Below are 19,776 nucleotides of genomic sequence, written 5' to 3' on the forward strand. Positions count from 1 at the left end.
AATATTTAGAGAGGTCTAATCCAAATATTTCTAAAGCTGACTAGATCGCCATGATCTTGTAAAATAATAGGGCCAGCTCCATGAGGTACTACTTTAGGCATCCCAATGTATTCTGTTGTTCCTTCTATTTGTGTGTTGTAGTGTACAACAACACCGTTGTGTAATACAGTGACAGAACCTTTTGCAATCAGAATGTTGTCTTTGTTGAATTTTGGTGCTGTGTATAGGATGTCGTAGATGTGCCATTCACCGGCAGATTTTACAGCTGATATTAATGGTTGTCTTTGCTTGTAAAGTGATGCTGCTTGACCATTTACATATGTCGGGTTATTGTTATTGTCCAAAATTTGGATCTCATATAATCCCTGTAAGAATACACCGCTGTTTCCTCTACCTTGACCTTCGCCTTTTATGATATCAGGACTTTTCCATTCTAAATGCAATTGGAAATCTTCAAACAACTGTTTGGTTTGAATATCTCCAGTGCCAGGTTTTACCGCTAGTACGCCATCATTTATTGTCCAAGGTGCATTTGTGCCTTTTGTTTTTGCGCTTTCCCATTGGTTCAAATTGGTTCCGTCAAAAAGTACTATTGCATCGCTGGGAGCCTTATTTGGGCTAGTGTGAACAATCTTTGATTTAGGTTCGTAAAATTCGGTGTCTTGAGGCTGGAATTTTGTCTGCGCATACGAAGCAGTAGAAATAGCTAAAAAGAACAAGGTCAATCTTAGAAAATTTTTAGAATAGATCATAGTATTTAAGTTTATACAATAAATATAATTAAAAAGCCCAAAAATGTTTATTTTTAAATCATGATTACACAAAAGGTGGCGCTTAAAGAAGTGCGATTCTATTCGCCAATCGGTTTTTATGAAGAAGAACAAATGCTTGGAAATGAGTTTTTCATCAATCTAGATGTAGTATTCCCATTTGAAAATTCGGATGCTGAAGATTTGAAGAATACCATCAATTACGAGGAACTTTATCAAATTCTAGTTGACGTGATGCGTCCAAAGCGTAAGTTATTGGAGTCAGCGCTAGAAGATATTATAGATCTAGTGTTAAAAAAATATACGTTCGCAGAACATGTGAATGTGTCTATTCGGAAAGTTAATCCTCCATTTGGTGGTGATATAGCAAATTCAGAAGTTTCTTTATTCTACAATAGAAGTTAGAATATTTGTAATTATAATCGAAGAGAAGCCTTTTAGATCACTAAAAGGCTTCTTTTTTTTACGAAAATTGACATTTTGTCTTATTTTGTAGCTAAACCATGTCATTTTGTCTTTGTTTATCTGTTGGTATAGAAGTTGAATAATTGATGATGTAATTAGTTAACAAATTTTTAGAAACAAGAATAGAAACAAGAATAAAATTAAATTGGAGGATTATAAAATGGCATTATTAAAATTTCCTACTAAAGCAGTAAATACAGATGTGGTGAATCCATTTGTGAATAGTGTATTTGACAATTTGTTTAATGATTCATTCATTACTGATCGTTTAGTGACTCGTATTCCAGCCGTAAACATTACTGAATTGGAAAAATCATTTGAGGTTGAATTGGCAGCACCAGGATTAGAAAAGGGCGATTTCAAAATCAATGTAGATAAAAATATTATCTCGATTTCAGTTGATAAGACTGAAGAAAATAGTGTTGAAGGTAAATTATACAGTAAAAAAGAATTTAGTTACACTTCTTTCACAAGATCTTTCACATTGCCAGATACGGTAGATTATAGCAATATAGATGCAAACTACGATAATGGAATTTTGAAAGTTACAATTGGTAAGAAAGAAGATGCGATTATTGCAAAAAGATTGATTGAAGTAAAATAGTTTATTTTTAGTTGTTAAATTGTAAAACCCCTCAATAGAGGGGTTTTATTTTGCTATATGTGTACATTTGAATTCTTTATAGTAGTGAGAAATGATTGCGCTCTTTTCACAAAATCATCCAAAACATCCTTTTCAGATTTTATGAAGGCATTGTCTTCAAGACTTCCTATTACAATATTCATTTCATCTTCACATTCATATACCATTGTCCTGAAAGGGTTTTCGTAATCTTTTTTGCGGGAATTGTAAATTTCGGAATAAATCCATTGTTGCGTAGCTATACTTTCTTCTATTAACTGGGAGATAAACTGTACGTCCCAGTCAATAATTGGATTTTCAGTTAGCTCGGCAAGTGATGCTAAGGCATGTTTCAGTTTTTCTTCTGGATAATTAGCACTCCAATAATGATATTGCTGATGTATTTCGTTCCAATTTTTAAATCTGTCTGCTTTAATATTTTCATAAAGATTTTTTAGATCATCTTTAGGAACTAGTTGTCCCCCAATATTCTCAAATTCTTTTCTCGTAGCATTTTTATAGCTTTTAAGTTTAGTTAAGATTTCTGTGAATTCATCAGATGTATCTACGAGTTGTTCAAGGATTTGGGTTACGGCGTAATGGCGGATTAATTTTTTGAATAAGTTATAGCTTTCTCTTGCTTTCAATAAGACGACTTTTCGTTTAGAGCATTCAACGTTTTCAAGATATATGTCTTGATTAATCCTGATTTGATTATCTAGTAAGATTTTTTTACCCTCTATTTTGTAATTAGCCCAATTAGGATATATTGACTTGCCTACTGCTTCTTCAATAATATCTAGAGACTCAAACATTTCGTTGATTGTATCCGGTGCAAGCACATCATATTCGAGATATTGATTTTTCATTGTCCTCCTATCGCGCGCAACGAATTTTTTTGAATTACGCATCACTGCATACATATTGTATAAGAACCAATATCCCGGAACGATAATTAATCTATCATTCTGTACATCAGTACTGATGAGTGAGAATGGAGTTTTTATATTCAGTTCATACAAAAAATCACCTTTGACAATGAGTGAATAAGAAGCAAATTTGGAATTATGTTTTAAACTCACGCATAATCCTGGCCAGAAACCACGATTAGCAATTATTTCTCCATCCGCAGAGCGAGAGTTGTGATTTGACCCTATTGTTGCCCCCGCAGCCATGTTGCTTTGTCCCATGATTAGTGCAGCGCATAAAAAAGAATTGTTATGATGCTGCTCATGCGCTGGAAAGAGTAATGAATTCAAAACTTCACAACATGAAATTGTTGAGTTGTCACCTAAAAATGAATTTATTAATCGAGCGCCATATTTCAATTGTGAAAAAGATGATAAGATGAAACGTACAGCTTTTACACCATAAAAGATGCGACAACCATAGCCAATTATTCCATTAACTATTTCGCAACCTTCGCCTATTTGGGTAAAAGCAGTTTCTGTGGAGTGTACAGTGACGTTTTTGAGTTTATTAACACCTTTTATATAGGCATAATCACCAATTATCACATCATTGATCATGTTGCTGTTTTTGATTACAACCTGATTGCCAATTTCACTATAATACCCACTTTTTTTAGAAAAAGCTGATTCCGTAATCTCTATAAATTTGTCTTGTAAAGTTTTGTCATGACGATTGCGTGTCCAAATATACGCATCTGTAGCTTGCATACCATCGAATGGGAGAATAGGTCTTCCACCATTTTCATTACATAATTCAATCCATATTCTTTTTTCCTCTGCTTCATCTTCCTTGATAATTCCATTTCCAAATTTGGCATTTTTGCTGGTTTCCATGTCGTTTATATTTAGCAGGATAACGTCATTTCCTGTTATATAATTTGACATATAGCGTACATGATGAATAGCATTATCATGACCAATTTCACAATTTATAATTTGACTATTGTAAATTCCAGCAGGTAACTTCAGGTCTTTGTAATCTAAATAGTATGGGCTTAAATTACCTATTCGTATGTGTCCATAGAATTTTGAATTTTTAACTAAAACAGGATCGAATAGATCAGAAACTAAAATATTCTCCCAGTTGGGAGAATAGTTTTGGTTTTGTATTAAGGCTGATACCTCTGTATCTGTTAAGTTGCGATATTTTATAGTGGTCTTGTGTTTGTTTGATTGTAGATGGTAAGTGTTGTTAAATTTACCTTCACCTAACCAATCATAACCTAGTTTTTCTAGTGGTAGTTTGTTTACTTTCCCCATATCTATTCTACTGTTACAGATTTTGCTAAATTTCTGGGCCTATCGACATCTATTTGGCGTTCAATACCAACATAGTATGATAAAAGTTGCAACGGAATGGTAGCAAGTATTGGTGCTATAATTTCATGGCTTGCTGGGATTTGAATGTTTTCGTCCGAAAGGCTCATAGCCAGTTGATCATCTGCAGTGACTACTGAAATCAGTTTTCCTGAGCGCGCTTTAATCTCTTGCATATTGCTGACAATTTTTTCATGGACTTTATCCTTTGTGGCAATAAAAACTACAGGAAGCGTGTCATCCACTAAAGCGATAGGACCGTGCTTCATTTCTGCAGCAGGGTAACCTTCAGCGTGGATGTAAGATATTTCTTTTAGTTTCAATGCGCCTTCTAGTGCAATAGGGAAGTTATACCCACGCCCCAAGAATAGAAAATCTGTGGCATGTTGGTAATTCTTTGCGATATCCTTTATTCCATCGACTGTGCTATCTAATATGTATTGTACTTTTTGAGGGACTTCGCTCAATTCTTTTGTTAATTGTTTTCTTAATTCTTCTGATGCTGATTGTTTGAATTCGGCAAGTTTAATTGCGAATAATAGTAATACTGTTAATTGTGCTGAAAAAGCCTTTGTACTTGCAACACCAATTTCTGGTCCCGCATGTGTGTAAATACCAGCATCTGATATCCGTGCTATAGAAGAACCGACAACATTGACAATTCCAAAAATAGTTGCACCTTTTGATTTTGCATTTTCTAAAGCAACTAGTGTATCTGCTGTTTCACCACTTTGTGAAATAGCGATTATAACGTCATCTGAAGTTATAATTGGGTTGCGGTATCTGAATTCGGAAGCATATTCTACCTCAACATTTACACGACATAATTCTTCGATCCAATATTCGGCTAGTAATCCTGCATGCCAACTTGTTCCACATGCAACAATGATTATTCTTCGCGCAGCGATTAATTTATCTTTTATTTTATCTAATCCGCTAAGCGTAATGGATAAATTTTCTGGATCCAACCTTCCGCGAAGAGAATCAAAAATAGCTTGTGGTTGTTCGTAGATTTCTTTGATCATGAAATGCTCATAGCCACCTTTTTCTATAGCAGCTAATTCAAGGTCAAGTTTTTGCACATAAGGAGTTAATGTTTCATTCCCGAGATTCTTGAGAATGAGTTGATCGGCCTTAATTATTGCCAGTTCATAGTCATTAATATATACGACCTCTTTCGTGTATTCTAACATTGGTGAAGCATCTGAACCTAAGAAATGCTCACCTTTTCCTATTCCTATTACCAAGGGGCTTCCTTTGCGTGCTGCGAAAAGCGTATCTGGATATTCTATTGATAGTATAAGGATTACATAGGCTCCAGTTACTCTTTTTAATGCGATTCGGATCGCTTCCTCTAATGAGCAATCGTTGTTTTGATAAATGTCTTCTATAAAATTTAATAGAACCTCTGAGTCGGTATCACTTTTAAATTGATAACCTTTCTGCAATAATTCTTCTTTAAGAGAAGCATAGTTTTCAATTATGCCATTATGCACAAGGGCTAAATTTCCAGAGTTTGAATAATGAGGATGTGCATTTTCATCAGAAGGAACGCCATGTGTAGCCCAACGCGTGTGTCCAATTCCTAATGTTGATTGTGTATCTTTAGTTCTGAACGCTTCCTCTAATGCTGCAACTTTGCCTGTTTTTTTAACGACTTGAAGGTCGTTAGTCTTGTGAAGTGCTATTCCAGCACTGTCATATCCACGGTATTCTAATTTTTTTAAGCCACCAATAAGGTATGGATATGCTTGATTTTGTCCAATATATCCGACAATTCCACACATATTTTAATTAAGTTTTTGAGTTAATAGGTGTGCAAATATATGTAAACGCAACCGTTTGTTTTGTGAATTGGAAGCGTCAATAGTTAATAAAGTTTTTATTAATATTTTAAATTTATTGCAATTCAATAATCCTCACTAATCATTTATTAAATAATAGATTGTTTAGAACTTTTTTTGAGCTAAATAGTTTAATGAGCTAATGAATGTGAAGATGAAATATTATCGAATCAAACGAGGTAAAGGCTTTTCGTATCAAGATAAAGAAGGGGAGCCTGTCAAGGATGATAAACTGCTTTCCTTATTCAAATCTTTGGTAATACCGCCTGCATGGACTCAAGTCGAAATTAATGCTTCGCCACGTGCAAAGATTAGAGCTACAGGATTCGATGCCAAAGGACGAAAACAATACATTTATAACAGTAGCTTTAGACTGCGTCAAGAGCAAAAGAAATTTGACCGTATTCTTCAATTTGCCAATCAGTTGCCACATATGCGCGCTATCACTGGGCGGCATTTGCGCAAACGTAAATTGGATCGCAACAAGGTTTTGGCCTGCATGGTACGACTACTTGATATAGCGTTCTTCAGACCAGGTAGTGATATTTATGCAAAGCAAAATAAAAGTTATGGACTGACAACTCTCCGATCTAAGCATTTAAAAATTGAAGGTAATACGATAATGTTTAATTATGTTGGTAAGTCTGCTCAAAAGCAGGAAAAACACATAGTGGACAAACAGTTATCAAAGATTGTGCGCGAAATAGATGAGCTGCCTGGTTACGAAATATTTAAGTTCATCGATGAAGATGGAAGCATTCAGGATGTCAAAAGTCAACACCTTAATGCATACATCCGTGAAGTAATGGGAGAGGAGTTTTCAGCAAAGGATTTTCGTACGTGGGCAGGAACAGTGATTGCGGCTATGAGTTTAGATGAATTAGGGGCTATTGAGGAAGTTGATCAACGGAAACTAAACAAAAACATACGCGAAGCGGTTATTAAAGTAAGCGAACGACTGGGCAATACACCAGCAATAGCACGTAAATCTTATATCGATCCGCGAATTATTGATAACTATACGAAAGGAAAAACATTATGTTATTTCAAGAAAGAAGTGAATCGGTTATTAAAAAAGAATGAAAATCTTTCGGTAGAAGAATTAGGTGTACTTTGTTTGCTAAAAAAAAGACTGCAATAAATTTGGACAATTATGAGAGCAATTTGGAATGGAGCAATTGGATTTGGATTAGTAAATATTCCCATCAAGCTGTATTCAGCTACAGAATCAAGCACGTTGGACTTGGATATGTTGGATAAAAAGGATTTGAATAATATTCGTTACAAGCGTGTCAACGAAGAGACAGGAAAGGAGGTAGCTTGGGAAAATATCGTCAAAGGCTATAAACTTGATGACAAATATATCGTGTTGGAGGATGAAGATTTTGAAGCGGCGAGTCCTGACAAATCCAAAATAATATCCATTATGCAGTTCGTAAAAGAAGCTGAAATTGATTCCGCATTATTCGAAACGCCATATTTCTTAGAGCCACAAAAAAATGGTGAGGCAGCGTATAACTTATTGCTGAAAGCCTTATTAAAAACAAAAATGGGTGGAATTGGATCTTTTGTGATGCGTGAAAGAGAAATATTGGCATTAATTCGTCCTTATGATAATAAAATGTTGATGCTGAATCGAATGCGTTATCCTGAAGAATTGCGTAGCTATGCAGATTTAAATATCCCGATTCGAAAGGCAACACCAAAGGAAGCAGAACTGAAACTAGCGGAATCGCTGATTAAATCATTGGCAAAACCTTTTGATCCCAAAGACTATACGGATACATACAATGAGAAATTGTTGAAAATAATCAAACAAAAAGCAAAAGGTAAAAAAGTTAAAATATCTGCTGCAAAAGAACCTGATGCAAAAGCATCTGATTTGATGGCTATGTTGAAAGCGAGTTTGGAGAAAGGTAAGAAAAACGCAGGTTAGTAAAGGTCAATACCATGGGACTAGAGGTTTATAATCAAAAGCGAAATTTCAACGAAACGGCCGAACCCGAAGGTAAGAAATCGCGTAAAAGCAAAAGACTACAGTTTGTGGTACAGCGTCATGCTGCTTCGCGCTTGCATTATGATTTTCGATTGGAAGTAGATGGCGTACTCAAAAGTTGGGCAGTACCTAAGGGGCCTTCGTTGAATCCAAATGATAAACGGCTAGCAATGATGGTCGAAGATCATCCATTTGCTTACCGTACATTTGAAGGGACGATTCCAAAAGGAAATTATGGCGCTGGAGAAGTTGAAATTTGGGATAAAGGCTATTATGAACCATTAAATAAAACCAAACGCGTATCTGCAGATAAATTGATGCAGAATGAGCTTGAAGAAGGGTCAATAAAGATTATTCTGCATGGTGAAAAGTTGCAAGGGGAATTCGCATTGGTAAAAATTAAAAATGCTGATCAGGATAATGCGTGGTTGCTTATCAAACATAAGGATGAGTACGCTGTAACTAATAAATACGACGCTGAAAAATATACAGATTCTGATTCCAAAGTAACAGCTTACTTAGAAAGTAAAAAAAAAGTTAAGTCCAAAGGGAAAGAAAAAGTTATCACCCTTTCGAAAAAATCAACTTCTTCCAATTCTGGAAGAGATAAAAAACTTCCCGAAACCATCACACCAATGCTTTGTAAAGTTACTGATAAGCCCTTTGATAGTGAAGAATGGGCTTTTGAGATCAAATGGGATGGTTATAGAGCGATAGCAGATTTGCGTAATAACAAAGTTCAACTCTACTCCCGAAATGGTCTTGATTTCTCTCGAAAATTTCCCAAAATATTCAATGCCTTGAAACTACAATCATATGAAATGGTTTTAGATGGTGAAATCGTAGCGTATGACTCCAATGGAAAGCCAAGTTTTCAGCGCATCCAAGATTTAGATGAAGATGATCAACAAGCGGTTATTTTTCAAGTTTTCGATTTATTGTGGCTCAATGGACATTCTACCCAAGATCTGACTTATTTACAGCGTAAAGAGCTATTAAGTGAAGCGTTAGTGTCAAATGAGGCCGTTCAATACCATGATTTTGTACTGGAAAAAGGAAATTCTTTTTTTAAGGAAGCTAAAAATCTTGGTTTAGAAGGCATAATAGCCAAAAAAGTGGATTCTTACTATTCACCCAAAGTCCGAAGTTCGGAATGGTTGAAAATTAAGGTTCAGCAAACGGAAGAAGCGCTTATTTGTGGTTTTACAGAAGCAAAAGGGGCACGAAGTAAGTTTGGTTCTTTGATTTTGGGGAAATATCTTGGTGAGGAATTGGTGTTTTGTGGACATGTAGGCACAGGTTTCAAAGAAAAGGACCTAAAAGATTTGCACAGTCAAATGCTACCTTTAGTACGTAAAACTTCACCGTTTAAAAACGTGCCGAAAACAAATGGCAAAACAACATGGGTAAATCCTGAGCTAATAGCCGAAATCAAGTTTACCGAACTCACCAAAGATTTAATCTATCGACATCCTGTTTTCTTGCATTTGCGAACCGACAAGGCTTCCAAATCGATTTATTTTTCCTCCGAAGAAAGGCAAATAACAGAAAAATATACTTCTCCTATGAAAACAACTACTTCTAATAATTCTTCTATCAGGAAGAGAGATATAACCCAAAAGATTGGGTCACAACAATTGAAATTAACGAATCAGGATAAAGTATACTTTCCCGAATTAGGGATTACCAAAAGTATGGTTATTGATTATTACCAAAATATGGCAACATTCATTTTGCCTCATCTCAAAGACAGACCGCAATCCTTAAATCGATTTCCAAATGGCATTAATGGATTGAGTTTTTATCAAAAGGATGCAGCCGAGGAGACACCTAATTGGATTCCCACAGAAGAGATTTTTTCGGAAAGTACGGACAAATACATTGATTACTTGGTGTGCAACGATAAAGCGACGATGGCTTATCTGAATAATCTAGGCTGTATAGAGTTTAATCCTTGGACGAGTAAAACTTCAAACCTTGATAAGCCATCTTATCTGGTGTTAGATTTGGATCCTTCGGATAATAATTCCTTTGATGATGTCATAGAAGTTGCTCAGGCTGTCAAAATAATCTTGGATCAAGGTAAAATCGAAGGTTATCCAAAGACTTCAGGCAGTACGGGAATACACATTTATATTCCAATGAATGCCAAATATACCTTTGAGCAAGTCAAAGATTTTGGACATGTTTTGATGCAAATGGTACAGATGAAATTGCCTAAGTTAACTACTTTGGAAAGAAGCTTGCAAAAGCGTGATAAAAGTAAAATATATCTCGATTATTTACAAAATCGTCGTGGACAGACTTTAGCAAGTGTGTATAGCCTCCGACCTAAAAAAGAGGCGACAGTTTCTATGCCCTTGACTTGGGATGAAGTCAAATCTGGATTGAAGCCTACTTATTTTACCATATTCAATGCCTTGGATAGGATAAAAGAAAAAGGCGATTTATTTAAACCAGTATTGGGAAAGGGAATAGATATTTTGAAAGCGATTAAAAATCTTGAATACGAAAATTAATTCTATGAAAGCTTAAATTATGGAAGATGAATTTTTATTAGAAATATTATACCGCACCTGCATTATGTTTGTGGTCATCTTATTGGTGCTGAGGTTATCTGGACGAAGAGGAGTACGTCAATTGACGCTTTTTGAAGTGGCGATTATTTTAGGGATGGGATCTGCGGCAGGAGATCCGATGTTTCAAGAAGAGGTGCCTTTGCTGTATGGTGTGACTGTTCTTTTTACGATTTTGGTGATATATAAAGGAGTGACATTGTTGAGTGTGCGTTTGAAATTTCTGCATGAAATTTTGGAAGGTAAATCTATGGTCATTGTACAAGAAGGTGAGTTCGAAATTAAACATGAAAAAGATGCTGATTTCTCTCAAATGGAATTTTTTGCAGAACTACGAAATCAATCCGTAGAACATTTGGGACAAGTACGTTATGCGTTACTTGAAACCGACGCCACATTAAGTGTTTTATTTTATCCTGACGATGATGTTAAATACGGATTGCCTTTATTTCCTAATCATTATAAAGCAATCAAAACTTTACCCATTAATAAACCTTGTGCTTGTATGTTTTGTGGTAGAGTAGAAGAAGAATTACTAGCGATAGATGCGGTTTGTCCGCGATGTCAGCATAAAGAATGGGCTTTAGCGCTGAATACGAAACGAATATCTTAGGTTTTAATATTTTTGGAATGATTTTCCACTTAGCCCGTCATCTCGACGAAAGGAGAGATCTATAGGTCATATTTCTACCAATTATAGATAATTTTTAGATTTCTCTCTTCGCTATGCTTCGTTCGAAAAGTCGTTTAAATGAAACAAATCGTAGTAATTATATAACATTAATGCTAGTGCCTTTAATTTTAGAAAATTGTCGCCTCACAAACTTTCGCGTAATTGTACGAATGGAAATCCATTGTTGCGAAAGTTTTCAGCGACACGGTTTTGCTTCCTTTTGACAAGACAAAAGGGAGAGCCCCTCGCGGCTTGAGCGAGAATATTTTTGTTTAGATTTCACTCTTCACTATACTTCGTTCGAAAAGACGTGTTTCTTATAAAGAATCTCCTTTAGTTCGTCATCTCGACGTAAGGAGAGACCTCTAGATTTTAATTCTCTTTTTATAAGAGTTTATATCGAATAGTCAATTTCAAAAACAAAAAATAATTGTATAATTAAAAACAATGCGCTATCTTTGCAACTCATTAAAGAAAATTAAATAAATAACAATGTACGCAATAGTAAGTATAGCCGGACAGCAATTTAAAGTTGCAAAAGACCAATATCTTTTTGTACACCGTTTACAAGGAGATGAAGGCGCTAGTATTGAATTTGACACAGTATTGTTGGCAGAAGATGGCGGCAAATTCACTGTAGGTGCTCCAAGTATCGCAGGTGCTAAAGTTTCAGCAACGATTTTGTCTCATTTAAAAGGTGATAAAGTTATCGTTTTCAAGAAAAAACGTCGTAAAGGCTACAAAAAGAAAAACGGTCACCGTCAACAATTCACTAAAATCCAGATCACTGGTATCAGTTTATAATCGAATTTTTAATCAGACGCAAGTCTTAAATTAAGATAAAGAAATGGCACACAAAAAAGGTGCGGGTAGTTCGAAGAACGGCCGTGAGTCACACAGTAAGAGATTAGGTATCAAAATTTTTGGTGGTCAAAAAGCTATCGCTGGTAACATCATCGTACGTCAACGTGGAACAGTTCACAACCCTGACGCTAACGTAGGTATCGGTAAAGACCACACTTTGTTTGCTTTAGTAGACGGTACAGTAGTTTTTCGTAAAAAAGCTAACAACAAATCTTACGTTTCAGTAGTTCCTGCTGAGCAAAACTAAGATTGCCTAACAAAATCACAAAGCCGCTAAGTTACTTGGCGGCTTTTGTTTTTTAGAGGAATATATCCTTTTGATAATATTGCCAAATTTTTAACACGAGGCTCTTTCGAATTTTTTTTGCAAGGTCCTCACAATATAGTACATGAAGACTTTCAAAGATTTAAAAGTAAGTGCACCAATCTTGGATGCACTGGACAAACAAGGTTATCAACATCCTACGCCTATTCAAGAGCAGGCAATTCCAGAAGTATTAAAAGGTAAAGATTTATTAGGTTGTGCGCAGACTGGTACAGGTAAGACTGCAGCATTTTCTATTCCTATTTTACAATTACTGAATAATTTCAAACCCAAAGATCACAAACGCGGAACTATACGTTCTTTGATTTTGACGCCGACACGCGAGTTAGCTATCCAGATCAATGAATCTATCGAATCTTATGGTGAAAACTTAAAATTGAAACATGCTGTAATTTTCGGTGGTGTGAATCAATTTAGCCAAGTGCAACAATTGCGTCAAGGCGTAGATATCTTGGTCGCTACACCAGGACGTTTATTGGACTTAGTGTCGCAGAAAATCGTTTGGTTGGATAAGATTGAAATCTTAGTATTAGACGAAGCGGATAGAATGTTGGATATGGGATTTATTCACGATGTAAAACGCGTTTTATCTTTAGTACCAGAGAAAAGACAAACGTTATTTTTCTCGGCTACCATGCCTAAGCAAATTCAAGCTTTAGCAGATTCTATTTTGCGCAATCCCGTAAAAGTAGAAGTAACGCCTGAATCTACTACGGCAGAAACAATACAACAAACATTATATTATATTGAAAAAGCAAATAAGCCAAAAGCTTTATTGCAATTGTTGAATACGCGTGTAGATGATAGTGTATTGGTGTTTGCACGAACCAAGCACGGAGCTGACCGTTTGGTGAAGTTGTTGCATAAGAATGAAATTTCTGCAGCTGCTATTCATGGAAATAAATCCCAAAATGCACGTCAAAATGCATTAGAAGCATTCAAGAAAAAAGATATTAAAGTGTTGGTCGCTACGGATATTGCGGCACGTGGTATTGATATCGACTTGTTGCAATATGTGATTAACTATGAGATTCCAAATATGCCTGAGTCGTACGTACACCGTATTGGTCGTTCGGGCAGGGCAGGAGCATCTGGTTTCGCAATATCTCTATGCGATGTAGAAGAGATTCCATATATCAAAGATATTCAATATACGATTGGTTTTGAATTGCCTGTAGAAGTGATGGAAGGATTAACTATGTCACCTCAATTTGTGCAGAAAAATCAATTTATCGCGTCTCAAGGTAAAGGCAAAAAAGGAGGAGCTAAAGAGCAACCAAAAGAAGGTGCAAAACCTGATTTTCGCCATAAAAAGAAAACTAAACCTACAAGTAAAGAACGTAGAAGAAAGCAAGCCGGTAATTCTGGTGGAGGTTCTAGAACAAGATAAAAGTAAAAGGGAAGCGAAAGCTTCCCTTTTTTATTTCATGATAAATTTTTAGATTTAAAATATGCGCAGATTTTCTGTTTTTCTTTTATTATTGTGCTTTGCCTGTAATTCTGACAAAGCATCTAAACAGCATGAAGAATACTATATGCATGTGGATGGTCGAGATACCTCAAGGCTGCGGTTAGTCAGATACGAAAATAGATTCTTTGGTACATATACCCATACAAAAGGAGGCGTTGCTCCTGTAATAGGTGAAATAAATGGTGACATAAAAGGCGATACGCTTATCGGAGATAATCACTATACGCCTTACCGTTGGAAAGAAAAGAAGCGTGTCCCTATAGTACTCCTCAAAAATGGAGATACTTATATCGAAGGTGATGGTAAAAAGATTGAATTTATGGGTGTATTAACTTTTATAGAATGGACAATACTATTCGATCCGCCTAAAAGGGTTTATAAAAAAGTAGAATAAACGAACGCCTATTCTAAAATAAATTTTGTTGTTATTAAAAATAATTAGTTAACTTTTGAGAAATTTTTCTTAATTTTTTAAATTAAACTGAATAAACTCTTATAGTTATGTTTTTATCATTAAGTAAAATAGATGTAGGTAAGTATCAGGATACACGATTAATAAATCCAATAAATCCAAATAACCCATTAGTTTTAACCTTTTATAGGACAAAATCACATGCAGCTTTTTTTACAGTATACAGTAAGCAAGTGGAGCCAGTATTTTGGGATGGGGTTACACAAAAGAGAATATCTAGAGGAAAATGGTCCCAAAAAATGCATGCATTCGTTAAAAGAAATATTAACGATGTGCAAAAGCCTCCTTTTATTTTTAAGTTTACAATCGTCGGATGGATTTTCGTATTAGCATTAATTGGATTCTTTTCTTATCTAACCTACAATGGATTAAAACCCGCTGGCCCCAAATCTGAACGGTTTGTTGCAATGCATAAAAATCCTGTTGCTGGAGATATTTATTTTGGAAGATTTGAGCAGTTTAAAACTAAAGACGATCGTATAGCTTACAAAAATGGATTTGGTTGGTTTAAGGTTGTAAAAGTAGATGACTCAACCTATTACATGTCTAAATCTAAGGAAATGAGTAAATCTGCGTTACCAAAAGAATCACTAAATAGTGTAGATTTTGAGAATGAATCTGTTCCTGTACTAATTAAGGAACTCGGCTTTCAAATCAGTATGGAATCTGTAGATGGATTATTAGAAGTTTATCTAACCGATAAAAAGTAATTTTTTTATGTTAAGAAATGGAATTAAAAGAATAAAAATATGAAGTTGCAGTAAACGTACCTTTGATTTTTATAATATATGCAACACAGAAGAATTTTATATATGCTGTAGATTGAAAATTTAGCGTGCTAATGGAGGTAAAGTAATTTAAAAATTGGATATCAGATAAATAATGTTATCTTTGGGTATAATCAGGCTCTGCCTTGCTTCTCTAGAACCGAATAGTTTACTTTTCTTTTTTAGTTTTCGCTTTACACAGCTAATGTTATCATCAAATTTGATGAAGTAACTATTTGAATTTGTTTCCTTCAAAATCATTTAATTCTTTTCACGTTTAGTTAACGAATGATTATTTAAGATTTAAGGATCTTAAAAAGAATGGCTTTATAGCCTTAACAAATTTATTTATTTTAATACATTACAAAATGCAACAAGGAACAGTAAAATTTTTCAACGAGACAAAAGGTTTTGGTTTTATTACACCTAGAGATGGTGGTCAAGATTTATTTGTACACATGACAGGATTAGTTGACAACATCAGACAAAATGATGAAGTTACTTATAATGTAGAACAAGGACGTAACGGACTAAACGCTACTAACGTACGTATAGCATAACAATACTTCATATTGTATTACTATAAGGGCTAAAACATTCATGTTTTAGCCCTTTTTATTTTGTGGAGTATATCGGATTCGAACCGATCACCTCTTCGCTGCCAGCGAAGCGCTCTACCAAATGAGCTAATACCCCAAAATCAGAAGTTTATTATTCATCCGATATGTTTATCGTATAGCGTAGTCTGTCATTTGCAGCTACTTTTGAAATAAAATCATAGTAGGTTTGGTATTGATCTGCGGAATACGTACCGTCTTTGATTTCTAATTTACGATAATAATTTATTTTTTGCCCTTCTGAAGATATTTTTAATTCATATGTGCCCATTGGACATTCGATTTTCTCGTTTATGGGAACCAAAAAACCTTTTAATTTCTCTTCAAATATAAATTCAGATTCATCAACATCGGTATATCCACGATTAATGTACAGCGGATTAATTCTATTTCTAGATTCTGGAATATGACGCTGTATATTAAAAATATTTGGTGTGAAAATATAATTCATTCCATTCTTTACTACATAATTCCGAATATTCACCGTCAGGTTTTCTACTAATATGGGTGCTGCCTCCGTATTGACTTTGTAATCTATTATGTTGAAAGCAATATTATTGACATCATAGTATTTTTTGAGTTGTTTATTTTGATCTGGAAGGCTGTTAAACATATTGTGAAAATGATTTTCGAATTGTGATCCCGAAAATGAAGTCGCGACTGTTCCGTCTAAACTACCATCTTTGGATACTTTAAATTCATTTTTGCGTATTTGTAAACTCTCGTCAGCAGGGTAGGTATGTGTTCTCAAAACTTTCCCTCCTTCTGCTGTACACGCTAATACAAGACGATCATCTGTAAAATCACCCAAATACCCAAACGGACTTTTGTTACTCGTACATTCTAGCCAAGCGGTATCGTTTTCAAATGGTACACACAAAATAATATGGTTGCCATCTACGGCATTCGCAAATGTTTCATCCAAACTTATTTTTTGATGGCCTGACTCTACCACGCAATATAGTGAAGGAATGTCCACAGCTGCTAATAGTGCTTGCATATAGTTCACTAAGGCTTTACAATCTCCGTAACCGAGTTTATCTACATATGATGCGGGAAAGGGCTCAAGACCACCAATACCTACTTGTATACTAATGTAGCGCGTCTTATCTTGCATAAACTTGTACAAAGCTTTAGCTTTATCTTTTGGATTGTCGAATTGACTGGCAATTTGTTTAGCTTTTTCGACTGTGGTAGCAGGCAAATCTTGTTTTCCTACGAGTAATTCATCATGAATCCATTTACCCATATCCTTCCAATCACGTACTGTTCCACGCTTTTTATAATATTGAAAGGTCTCAGGTACAATTTTTACAACCATTTTGCTAGGATGCTCTATGGGTGAATATGGTTCTATTTTACGAGCATTGAGTTTTGTAGCTGTCCATGTGTATGTTTTACCTTTATCATCCTTACTTACTATGGCTTCTTGTTGAAGATTTTCAGTTTTTATCCGAAGGTTCAGATCTGGCTTACAACTAAATTGGTAAGAACTTTTTTCTACCGCAAGATCACTATTTCTGTTAGGATACCAATAGGGAATAAACAGATTTTGTCCATGTTTAATTTCGTAAGAATATACAATAGTGTATGGATACATCGTCACGCTAGGTGCGTAGTGTTTGACCCGTAAGTCACCATACATAGTACCACCATCTGTAGCACTATAATCTTTAAAATCTTTTTGGTTGAATTTTCCTATTTGTTTGCCGAATTCGTCGTAAACAAAGCCCTTGATGTCCTTTATTACCTTACTTTTGTCGTAATATAGCGTAAGCTGTGCATAATCTTCTCCAGATTGATTTAAGATGGTTACAGCTCGTGTCACTGTTTCGGTGATATTATTTTCAGCCTTCATATCAAAGCTTGTTTGTTCATCACGTACTATAGCTGTTGCTCTGCTTTTTAATTCATTAGGAATGTGACTAACTGCGTAATCTTGGGCGGATAACGCTAAGCTAGAAAGCGACATCGCAATCAAATAAAAATACTTTAATTTCATTATTTAGGCTGATAATTAAATTCATGGTCAATTTGCATATGTTGGATTATTCGAGAGAAAAGTTCTTTAAGACCAAAATATGCGTCACTGGAGTAAATGGCTCTATTAAGAGCAATTTGTTGTGCTACTGTTAGCTTATTGTCCTTTATTTCTGAAGAATAATAATAGCGCGCAGAATTTTCTGGTAATGCTAAATTTACTTTTTTAGGTCCTTGTTTGAACGTAAATCCTTCTGGCAATTCAATCTCAATTGTATGCTTTTCTAAATCTCGAGCACCAAGATCAACATCGTAATTTCGCTCATCAAGATTGAATGGGTTTTTAGTAATTCTAGAAATAAATATTGGATTAAATTGCACATGACCAGCTTTTATTTGATCGGTCACATTTACTTCTATATCATATTTCTCTAAAAGTATTTGATCAGGATTTTCTAAATTTTCAACAGATGATTGTAATATACGAGTATAAGTAAGCTTGTCGTCGTATTGCTCGGTGTATTCTTCAAAACTTGGATAATGCAAAATTTCTTTTCTTTTATTTAGTGCATCTAAGCCGGTATTGGATATCATAAGCGTTCCTTTCAACTTACCGTCTGAATCTAACTTGCCGTTAAAATGGTAATCCGTGACAGAAACAATTTTGTTGGTAAGATCAATCCATTCCGATGATTTGCGAGAAAAAATGATTCTTCCTCGACCATTTATACAATGTAAGGGTAATTGACCAAATGGCACCAAAGGCTCTGTGGCATCAGCTAATGTAAATTCATCATTGATTTTTACAGCAGCAATGACATAGTTGAAATCCGATAAGATGGGGTGTAAATCATGCGGGAGGCCATTATTTCTTGTTGAAATAATTACTGGATAGGCTTCAAGCCCAGCGGCATTAAATGCTGTAATTAAGGCTAAATTAATGTCGCCAACATTTCCATTTCTTTTTTGAAATGCTTCTTCGATCCCGTGTTGACTGTATTTTCCGTAAATATTATTTAGTTTAATGTTTTTATTTATCCATTTGTATATTTCAGTAGCTCGATGGTAATGGTCTGGGATTTCTAGAATTTTCGGATCTAGTTTGTCTTTTATAAAATCAATTTTTTTGAGCTGTCCTCCAAAACTTCGTTCGTTCATCAAGTCCATGTCAACATCTTTCCAAGCTTTGGTGTATTTATCGATTCCTCCGTTTGGATTCGCCATTTCGACCAATTCAAAATTGATAGCGGAGATGTAATTTTTGGGAGCAAGCATGAAAGCTTCTTCTTTGAATGCTGGAATAGCGTTCATGCTGTAGGTAATGTTTGAACAATCAATTCGTCTTCCCATTATCACGACGCATTCGCTTTCTTTTTTAGATTTCGTATCTTCTAATTTCAAAGCCCCTTTTAAAGTCACATTATAGTTGCAGATTGCTGGAATTCGTACATTATATTCGCTACGAGCCTTTGGTAAATTAGATTGAAATTGCCAACTTCTGAAATTAAAAATATCTGGCGATACTATTTGGTATTCAATCTCTATCAATGATCCTACTTTGATGTTAGGGAGTGTAAATTTGGTTAATTTTAAAAACTCACTTTTATTTTCGGTAACTACATTTTTGCGTTCCAATAAGGTTTCCGCTAAACGTCCATTTTCTAAATTGTAGGTTTTACCAACCACATTTTCAACATACTCAAAATCCTTCCCAAAACTATATAGCGGTATCGTAAAATTTGCTTCGTCAAATCCTTCCTGAGTTAGAATCTTTATGCGAGCCTTGTATGTGTGGAATATACGAAGACCACGATCACGCTCACTAACATCCATGTGAGTACGTCCTTTTTCAAGTACAACAAATGCATCAGCATTGGGATCTGGATTGCTCTCAGTGTTGGAAAAAGTGCCTATGGTTACTGGCGGAAAATCAATCTGCTGTGCTTGTGCTATATAATAGAAATTTATCGCAAAAAATAATAGAATAATTTTCATTCAATTTAAATTATAATTGTTTGTTGAAAATAACAATTATACTTCATATTC

Annotated in this window: 17 protein-coding genes and 1 tRNA gene; 12 read left to right on the top strand and 6 right to left on the bottom strand. The window is 35.0% G+C overall.

Annotated features, from left to right (window positions below; translation table 11 throughout):
* Positions 1-5: 5 nt before the first annotated feature.
* Complete coding sequence (locus GOQ17_RS03920; RefSeq protein WP_159635099.1) at positions 6-752, bottom strand: 3-keto-disaccharide hydrolase; 747 nt, start codon at positions 750-752, stop codon at positions 6-8.
* A 60-nt stretch (positions 753-812) separates the two neighbouring features.
* Here GOQ17_RS03920 and GOQ17_RS03925 point away from each other — a divergent pair, with 60 nt between their 5' ends.
* Both GOQ17_RS03925 and GOQ17_RS03930 read left to right on the top strand, forming a co-directional pair.
* Complete coding sequence (locus GOQ17_RS03925) at positions 813-1,175, top strand: dihydroneopterin aldolase (RefSeq protein WP_159635102.1); 363 nt, start codon at positions 813-815, stop codon at positions 1,173-1,175.
* Positions 1,176-1,395: 220 nt separating this feature from the next.
* Positions 1,396-1,839 carry an Hsp20/alpha crystallin family protein gene (locus GOQ17_RS03930; RefSeq protein WP_159635105.1) on the top strand — a complete coding sequence of 148 codons (444 nt, stop codon included), beginning with the start codon at positions 1,396-1,398 and terminating at the stop codon, positions 1,837-1,839.
* A gap of 53 nt (positions 1,840-1,892) precedes the next feature.
* On the opposite strand, the gene GOQ17_RS03935 is transcribed toward GOQ17_RS03930, so the two are convergent.
* Entirely contained in the window at positions 1,893-4,088 is a 2,196-nt protein-coding gene (locus GOQ17_RS03935) for a DUF4954 family protein (RefSeq protein WP_159635108.1), read from the bottom strand.
* A 2-nt stretch (positions 4,089-4,090) separates the two neighbouring features.
* The gene (gene glmS, locus GOQ17_RS03940; RefSeq protein WP_159635111.1) at positions 4,091-5,932 is read right to left on the bottom strand and encodes a glutamine--fructose-6-phosphate transaminase (isomerizing); all 1,842 of its coding nucleotides are present in this window, start codon (positions 5,930-5,932) and stop codon (positions 4,091-4,093) included.
* Between the two features lie 211 nt (positions 5,933-6,143).
* On the opposite strand from glmS, the gene GOQ17_RS03945 reads away from it, so the two are divergent.
* From GOQ17_RS03945 to GOQ17_RS03990, 10 genes are all read left to right on the top strand, one after another.
* Positions 6,144-7,130, top strand: coding sequence for a DNA topoisomerase IB (locus GOQ17_RS03945; RefSeq protein ID WP_159635114.1), 987 nt, complete (start codon positions 6,144-6,146; stop codon positions 7,128-7,130).
* Between the two features lie 12 nt (positions 7,131-7,142).
* Entirely contained in the window at positions 7,143-7,925 is a 783-nt protein-coding gene (ku, locus tag GOQ17_RS03950) for a non-homologous end joining protein Ku (protein WP_159635117.1), read from the top strand.
* 14 nt (positions 7,926-7,939) lie between these two features.
* Positions 7,940-10,504: a DNA ligase D gene (ligD, locus tag GOQ17_RS03955; protein ID WP_159635120.1), complete on the top strand. Its 2,565-nt coding sequence runs from the start codon at positions 7,940-7,942 to the stop codon at positions 10,502-10,504.
* A gap of 19 nt (positions 10,505-10,523) precedes the next feature.
* Positions 10,524-11,174: a DUF421 domain-containing protein gene (locus tag GOQ17_RS03960; RefSeq protein WP_159635123.1), complete on the top strand. Its 651-nt coding sequence runs from the start codon at positions 10,524-10,526 to the stop codon at positions 11,172-11,174.
* Between the two features lie 552 nt (positions 11,175-11,726).
* The gene (rplU, locus tag GOQ17_RS03965) at positions 11,727-12,038 is read left to right on the top strand and encodes a 50S ribosomal protein L21 (protein ID WP_159635126.1); all 312 of its coding nucleotides are present in this window, start codon (positions 11,727-11,729) and stop codon (positions 12,036-12,038) included.
* A gap of 43 nt (positions 12,039-12,081) precedes the next feature.
* The gene (gene rpmA / locus GOQ17_RS03970) at positions 12,082-12,345 is read left to right on the top strand and encodes a 50S ribosomal protein L27 (protein WP_159635129.1); all 264 of its coding nucleotides are present in this window, start codon (positions 12,082-12,084) and stop codon (positions 12,343-12,345) included.
* Positions 12,346-12,487: 142 nt separating this feature from the next.
* Positions 12,488-13,813: a DEAD/DEAH box helicase gene (locus GOQ17_RS03975; RefSeq protein WP_159635132.1), complete on the top strand. Its 1,326-nt coding sequence runs from the start codon at positions 12,488-12,490 to the stop codon at positions 13,811-13,813.
* 61 nt (positions 13,814-13,874) lie between these two features.
* Positions 13,875-14,288 carry a hypothetical protein gene (locus GOQ17_RS03980; RefSeq protein ID WP_159635135.1) on the top strand — a complete coding sequence of 138 codons (414 nt, stop codon included), beginning with the start codon at positions 13,875-13,877 and terminating at the stop codon, positions 14,286-14,288.
* A 107-nt stretch (positions 14,289-14,395) separates the two neighbouring features.
* Positions 14,396-15,076: a hypothetical protein gene (locus tag GOQ17_RS03985; protein ID WP_159635138.1), complete on the top strand. Its 681-nt coding sequence runs from the start codon at positions 14,396-14,398 to the stop codon at positions 15,074-15,076.
* A 425-nt stretch (positions 15,077-15,501) separates the two neighbouring features.
* The gene (locus tag GOQ17_RS03990; RefSeq protein WP_159635141.1) at positions 15,502-15,693 is read left to right on the top strand and encodes a cold-shock protein; all 192 of its coding nucleotides are present in this window, start codon (positions 15,502-15,504) and stop codon (positions 15,691-15,693) included.
* A 63-nt stretch (positions 15,694-15,756) separates the two neighbouring features.
* Here GOQ17_RS03990 and GOQ17_RS03995 read toward each other — a convergent pair.
* The 3 genes from GOQ17_RS03995 to GOQ17_RS04005 form a co-directional block, all read right to left on the bottom strand.
* A tRNA-Ala gene (locus GOQ17_RS03995) sits at positions 15,757-15,829 on the bottom strand.
* A gap of 15 nt (positions 15,830-15,844) precedes the next feature.
* A complete protein-coding gene (locus GOQ17_RS04000; protein ID WP_159635144.1) occupies positions 15,845-17,752 on the bottom strand; it encodes a DUF3857 domain-containing protein in 1,908 nt (635 codons plus the stop codon).
* On the bottom strand, positions 17,752-19,725 hold the full coding sequence (locus GOQ17_RS04005; RefSeq protein ID WP_159635147.1) for a DUF3858 domain-containing protein: 1,974 nt from the start codon (positions 19,723-19,725) through the stop codon (positions 17,752-17,754). The genes GOQ17_RS04000 and GOQ17_RS04005 overlap by 1 nt, the downstream gene beginning before the upstream one ends.
* Positions 19,726-19,776: the final 51 nt, after the last annotated feature.

Source organism: Sphingobacterium composti (genome assembly GCF_009829075.1).
GTDB classification, from domain to species: Bacteria; Bacteroidota; Bacteroidia; order Sphingobacteriales; family Sphingobacteriaceae; genus Sphingobacterium; species Sphingobacterium composti.

Bases quoted from the DNA above. Each gene is read 5' to 3' on its own strand.
- GOQ17_RS03920 (WP_159635099.1), bottom strand. From the start codon at position 752: ATGATCTATTCTAAAAATTTTCTAAGATTGACCTTGTTCTTTTTAGCT.
- GOQ17_RS03925 (WP_159635102.1), top strand. From the start codon at position 813: ATGATTACACAAAAGGTGGCGCTTAAAGAAGTGCGATTCTATTCGCCA.
- GOQ17_RS03930 (WP_159635105.1), top strand. From the start codon at position 1,396: ATGGCATTATTAAAATTTCCTACTAAAGCAGTAAATACAGATGTGGTG.
- GOQ17_RS03935 (WP_159635108.1), bottom strand. From the start codon at position 4,088: ATGGGGAAAGTAAACAAACTACCACTAGAAAAACTAGGTTATGATTGG.
- glmS (WP_159635111.1), bottom strand. From the start codon at position 5,932: ATGTGTGGAATTGTCGGATATATTGGACAAAATCAAGCATATCCATAC.
- GOQ17_RS03945 (WP_159635114.1), top strand. From the start codon at position 6,144: ATGAAATATTATCGAATCAAACGAGGTAAAGGCTTTTCGTATCAAGAT.
- ku (WP_159635117.1), top strand. From the start codon at position 7,143: ATGAGAGCAATTTGGAATGGAGCAATTGGATTTGGATTAGTAAATATT.
- ligD (WP_159635120.1), top strand. From the start codon at position 7,940: ATGGGACTAGAGGTTTATAATCAAAAGCGAAATTTCAACGAAACGGCC.
- GOQ17_RS03960 (WP_159635123.1), top strand. From the start codon at position 10,524: ATGGAAGATGAATTTTTATTAGAAATATTATACCGCACCTGCATTATG.
- rplU (WP_159635126.1), top strand. From the start codon at position 11,727: ATGTACGCAATAGTAAGTATAGCCGGACAGCAATTTAAAGTTGCAAAA.
- rpmA (WP_159635129.1), top strand. From the start codon at position 12,082: ATGGCACACAAAAAAGGTGCGGGTAGTTCGAAGAACGGCCGTGAGTCA.
- GOQ17_RS03975 (WP_159635132.1), top strand. From the start codon at position 12,488: ATGAAGACTTTCAAAGATTTAAAAGTAAGTGCACCAATCTTGGATGCA.
- GOQ17_RS03980 (WP_159635135.1), top strand. From the start codon at position 13,875: ATGCGCAGATTTTCTGTTTTTCTTTTATTATTGTGCTTTGCCTGTAAT.
- GOQ17_RS03985 (WP_159635138.1), top strand. From the start codon at position 14,396: ATGTTTTTATCATTAAGTAAAATAGATGTAGGTAAGTATCAGGATACA.
- GOQ17_RS03990 (WP_159635141.1), top strand. From the start codon at position 15,502: ATGCAACAAGGAACAGTAAAATTTTTCAACGAGACAAAAGGTTTTGGT.
- GOQ17_RS04000 (WP_159635144.1), bottom strand. From the start codon at position 17,752: ATGAAATTAAAGTATTTTTATTTGATTGCGATGTCGCTTTCTAGCTTA.
- GOQ17_RS04005 (WP_159635147.1), bottom strand. From the start codon at position 19,725: ATGAAAATTATTCTATTATTTTTTGCGATAAATTTCTATTATATAGCA.